Origin of the sequence: uncultured Aquincola sp., assembly GCF_964001545.1 — a bacterium.
In the GTDB taxonomy this organism is placed as follows: domain Bacteria; phylum Pseudomonadota; class Gammaproteobacteria; order Burkholderiales; family Burkholderiaceae_C; genus Aquincola.
Map to the genome: position 1 here is coordinate 1 of NZ_CAXFDV010000500.1, position 4,500 is coordinate 4,500.

Consider the following 4,500-nt stretch of genomic DNA (forward strand, 5'->3'; position numbering starts at 1 on the left):
AACAGCGCCGACCAGCGTTCGGCCAGCACGGTGGCGATGTCGTGCACCGTGGCGCCGGTGGCGGCGTGCACGGCCGCGGCATACGGCGGCATGTTGGTGCATTCCAGCACGATGTGGTCGAGCGGGCCGGCCTGCTGCAGCAGGCGCAGCGCGGCATCGACCACCTCGGCTTCGGCGTTGGCGGCATCGAGTTCGGGCTCGTCGCCGATCAGGCAACGCTGCAGCCGGCTGCCGGGCAGCAGGCCCGCGACCGGCACACCGGGCGGCGCGCCCACCGCGCGCAGGTGCTCGGGCGTCAAGGCCTGTGCATCCACCGTGACCACGCCCACGCAGCCGGCCGGCAGCTCGGCCAGCTTGAGCAGGCTGGATGACCACACCGGCACCGGCAGCGCCGCCTGCAACGGCGGCTGGTGCAGCGCCAGAAAGCCGCAGCTGGTGCTGATGGCGGCCGCGCCTTCCTCCACCAGCTGCAGCGCGGCGCTGATGAAAGGCTGCAGCAGCCCCTGCGCCCGCTGGCGCACCACGCGCTGCGCCGAGGCGCCGGCCACCACCTGCCGGCGCACCGGAAAGCCGAAGGTGTGGGGATGGCCGATGTCGCCGGGCAGCCGGGGAAAGCGCGTGTCCAGCATCAGCACGCCGAGGAAGGGCGCTGCGGCCATGAAGCCGGCCTACAGCGAGCTGGCCGAGCGGGCGGCCTGGTCGTACATGCCGCTCATGGTGCGCAGCAGCCGGGCCAGCTCGCCCACCGGGGCGTTCAGCTCGGTGTCCAGGCTTTGCACCAGGCACTCTTCGCGCACGCCGCGGTAGGCCTGCACCAGCGCCTCGCCTTCGGGCGTGGGCTGGTAGTACACCTCCTTGCCCTGGCGGCCGGCTTCCACCAGACCGGCGGCGGCCAGCTTCTTGAGCGAATAGGCCACCACGTGGGTGTCTTCGTAGTTCAGCACGAAGCAGATGTCGGCCAGCTTCTTGTGGCGCGCCCGGTGGGTCACGTGGTGCAGCAGCAGCACGTCGGTGAAGGTGAGCTCGGCATGGCCGGCGGCGGCCATGCAGCGCACCGCCCAGCGCGAAAAGGCATTGAAGGCCACGATGAGGCCGAACTCGAACTCCGACAGCTCGGCGCTGCGCGGCGAGACCAGGTGCGCCGAGCTGACGATGCCGCCGGCGCGGCTGCCGCGGGTGCGCTTGGCGGCCGGCGCAGCCCCTGCAGGAGTCGCTCGCGTCATGTGTGCACCTCGTTGAGAAAACGTCGACGTTTTATCTCAGTTCTTTCGTAACCACAAGGCAGGCCGCCGCGCGCTTGGGGTAAGCCCCGGCACGGGCCGTGCTAGCCAAGCCGTCTTTCGATGCGACAGTTCGCACACCCCTCATCCCGGAGCGACCTCATGCCTGTGACCCGAGTTCAATCCCTGGCCGCCGCGCTGCTGACCCTGGGGGCCCTGACGGCCAGCCAGGCCCAGACCAAGTGGGACCTGCCCGCCGCCTACCCGGCCACCAACTTCCACACCGAGAACCTGACCCAGTTCGCGGCCGACGTGGACAAGGCCACCGGCGGCAAGCTCAAGATCACGGTGCACGCCAATGCCTCGCTGTTCAAGGCCAACGAGATCAAGCGGGCGGTGCAAGGCGGGCAGGCGCCCATCGGCGAGGTGCTGCTGGCCAACTTCGAGAACGAGAACCCGATCTACGGCGTCGACGGCATTCCCTTCCTGGCCACCAGCTATGCCGAGTCGAAGAAGCTGGCCGAGGCGCAGAAGCCGGTGCTGCAGAAGCTGCTGGCCAGCCAGGGCATGATGCTGCTGTACACCGTGCCGTGGCCGCCGCAGGGCATCTACGTCAAGAAGGAGATCGCCTCGGTGGCCGACATGCGCGGCCTCAAGTGGCGCGCCTACAGCCCGGCCACCGCCAAGATCGCCGAGCTGATCGGCGCGCAACCGGTCACCATCCAGGCGGCCGAGCTGTCGCAGGCGCTGGCCACCGGCGTGGTCGAGAGCTACATGTCCAGCGGCTCCACCGGCTTCGACAGCAAGACCTACGAGAGCATCAAGTACTGGTACGACACCCAGGCCTGGCTGCCCAAGAACGGCATCCTGGTGAACAAGAAGGCCTTCGACGCGCTGGACAAGCCCACGCAGGAAGCGTTGATGAAGGCCGCCGCCGAGGCCGAGGCCCGCGGCTGGAAGGTCAGCGAAGAGAAGAACGCCTGGTACAAGAAGGCGCTGACCGACAAGGGCATGAAGATCATGACGCCTTCGCCCAAGCTGGTGGCCGACCTCAAGCAGGTGGGCGGCATCATGCTCACCGACTGGCAGAAAAAGGCCGGGGCTGACGGCGACGCCGTGATCAACGCCTTCCGCAAGTGATGCGCCGGCTGCTGGACGCGCTGTACTTCGGCGCCGGCGTGGTGGCCGCGGCCTTCGTGGCGATGATCGCGCTGCTGATGATCGGCCAGAGCATCCTGCGCGAGTTCGGCGTGCGCACTGGCGCCGTGCCCGATGTGGTGGCCTGGTGCTGCGCGGCAGCGGGCTTCTTCGCGATGGCGCATGCCTTCAAGCATGGCGACTTCGTGCGGGTGACGCTGTTGCTGGAAAAGGCCTCGCCGCCGGTGCGCCGCACGCTGGAACTCATCAGCCTGCTGATCGGTGCGGCCAGCGTCAGCTACCTGATGTGGGCGGCGCTGTCGTTCACCTATGAAAGCTGGGCCTTCAACGACATCGCCACCGGCCTGCTGCCGATGCCGCTGTGGATTCCGCAGCTGGGCTTTGCCATCGGCTCGGTGCTGCTGTGGATCGCGGTGGTCGACGAGCTGGTGATCGTGCTGCGCGGCGGCCGCCCCACCTTCGTGGTGGCGGTCGAGCAGCGGCATGCGCAGGGCGACTTCTCCTCCGACATCTGAACCGAACGCTGCAAACGAACGGACCGACGCGACGATGGACATCCTGACGATGGGCGCGATCCTGCTGGCGCTGATGCTGGTGCTGCTGGCCGGCGGCGTGTGGATCGCGATGACGCTGGCGATCGTGGGCTGGGTGGGCCAGGCCTTCTTCACCAGCACGCAACCGGCCAAGAACCTGTTCTCGGCCTTCTGGGAATCGAATGCCAGCTGGGAGCTGGCGGCGCTGCCGCTGTTCATCTGGATGGGCGAGATCCTGTTTCGCACCAAGCTGTCGGAAGAGATGTTCGAGGGCCTGCGGCCCTGGCTCAACCGCGTGCCCGGGCGGCTGATGCACACCACGGTGCTGGGCTGCGGCATCTTCGGCTCGGTCTCGGGTTCGTCGGCGGCCACCTGCGCCACCATCGCCAAGGTGGCCCTGCCCGAGCTGCAGCGGCGGGGCTATTCCGAACGGCTGGCGCTGGGCTCGCTGGCCACCGCGGGCACCCTGGGCATCCTGATCCCGCCGTCCATCACCATGGTGGTGTATGCAGTGGCGGCCGATGCGTCCATCATCCGCATCTTCCTGGCCGGCTTCATTCCCAGCGCCATCCTGATGGCGCTGTTCTCGGGCTACATCGCCTGGTGGAGCATCCGCCATGCCGACCAGGTGCCGGCGGCCGACCCGCCCACGCCGTTCCTCGAGAAGATCCGCCGCTCGGGCCAGCTGATCCCCTGCACCTTGCTCATCGTCTTCATCTGCTGGGTGCTGATCGCCGGCTACGCCACCGCCACCGAATGCGCGGCCTACGGCGTGGCCGGCTCGCTGGCATTGGCCGTCTGGGGCCGCAGCCTCACCTGGCGCAACTTCGCCGACGGGCTGATGGGCGCCACCCGCACCAGCTGCATGATCATGTTCATCCTGGCGGGGGCCTCGTTCCTCACCAAGACCATGGCCTTCACCGGCATTCCGCGCGAGCTGGCCGAATGGGTGGACAGCCTGCAGCTCAGCTCCTATGCGCTCATCGCGGTGCTGGTGGGCGTGTACCTGGTGCTGGGCACCGCGCTGGACGGCATCTCGATGATCGTCCTCACCTCCGCCGTGGTGCTGCCGATGATCCAGAAGGCCGGCTTCGACCTGGTGTGGTTCGGCATTTTCGTGGTGCTGCTGGTCGAGATTGCCGAGGTCACGCCGCCCGTGGGCTTCAACCTCTTCGTGCTGCAGAACATGACGGGCAAGGACAGCAACACCATCGCCCGCGCCGCCCTGCCCTTCTTCGGCTGCCTGGTGGTGTGCATCGTCGTCATCACGGTGTTTCCGCAGGTGGTGACCTGGCTGCCCGACGTGGTGATGGGGGCGGACGGCTCGGCAGTGCCGCCCGTCGTCAATTAGGGGCCCGCGGCCCTGCTATTCGGCCCTTCGACGCACGCCCCCTTGCCTAGCATGCAGGGGCGTGCCGGTGTGTTCCCCCCCGGCGCATCCTCGTGCCACAAGGACACCCGATGTCTGATCTTTCCCTGCCGCCGCTCGAGTTTTCGATGCAAGACACGGTGCCGGCCGACCTGGCCCCCGACCGGGGTCCGGCTTATGAGCCTTTCAAGTGGCCGACCCCCCCTTACGCCAGCTACCC

General features: G+C 68.1%; 5 protein-coding genes. 3 read left to right on the forward strand and 2 right to left on the reverse strand.

Translation table 11 applies throughout. The annotated features are described in order from the left end of the window. Both ABNT58_RS17040 and ABNT58_RS17045 read right to left on the reverse strand, forming a co-directional pair. Positions 1 to 659, reverse strand: a 659-nt coding sequence (locus ABNT58_RS17040; RefSeq protein ID WP_348754640.1) for an aspartate/glutamate racemase family protein, incomplete at its 3' end; no start/stop codon positions are given. 9 nt (positions 660 to 668) lie between these two features. Further along, positions 669 to 1,223 (reverse strand): winged helix DNA-binding protein, encoded by a 555-nt coding sequence (locus ABNT58_RS17045; protein ID WP_348754641.1) that lies wholly within the window; start codon positions 1,221 to 1,223, stop codon positions 669 to 671. Between the two features lie 159 nt (positions 1,224 to 1,382). Here ABNT58_RS17045 and ABNT58_RS17050 point away from each other — a divergent pair, with 159 nt between their 5' ends. From ABNT58_RS17050 to ABNT58_RS17060, 3 genes are read left to right on the forward strand one after another with little or no spacing between them, the layout of a single operon-like run. After that, positions 1,383 to 2,360 carry a TRAP transporter substrate-binding protein gene (locus ABNT58_RS17050; protein ID WP_348754642.1) on the forward strand — a complete coding sequence of 326 codons (978 nt, stop codon included), beginning with the start codon at positions 1,383 to 1,385 and terminating at the stop codon, positions 2,358 to 2,360. After that, positions 2,360 to 2,893, forward strand: coding sequence for a TRAP transporter small permease (locus ABNT58_RS17055; protein WP_348754643.1), 534 nt, complete (start codon positions 2,360 to 2,362; stop codon positions 2,891 to 2,893). Before ABNT58_RS17050 ends, ABNT58_RS17055 begins: the two co-directional genes overlap by 1 nt. Before the next feature lie 34 nt (positions 2,894 to 2,927). Continuing rightward, positions 2,928 to 4,262, forward strand: coding sequence for a TRAP transporter large permease subunit (locus tag ABNT58_RS17060; RefSeq protein ID WP_348754644.1), 1,335 nt, complete (start codon positions 2,928 to 2,930; stop codon positions 4,260 to 4,262). The last annotated feature ends 238 nt before the right edge of the window (positions 4,263 to 4,500 follow it).

Coding starts and splice junctions, on each gene's coding strand:
- ABNT58_RS17045 (WP_348754641.1), bottom strand. CDS start 1,223: ATGACGCGAGCGACTCCTGCAGGGGCTGCGCCGGCCGCCAAGCGCACC.
- ABNT58_RS17050 (WP_348754642.1), top strand. CDS start 1,383: ATGCCTGTGACCCGAGTTCAATCCCTGGCCGCCGCGCTGCTGACCCTG.
- ABNT58_RS17055 (WP_348754643.1), top strand. CDS start 2,360: ATGCGCCGGCTGCTGGACGCGCTGTACTTCGGCGCCGGCGTGGTGGCC.
- ABNT58_RS17060 (WP_348754644.1), top strand. CDS start 2,928: ATGGACATCCTGACGATGGGCGCGATCCTGCTGGCGCTGATGCTGGTG.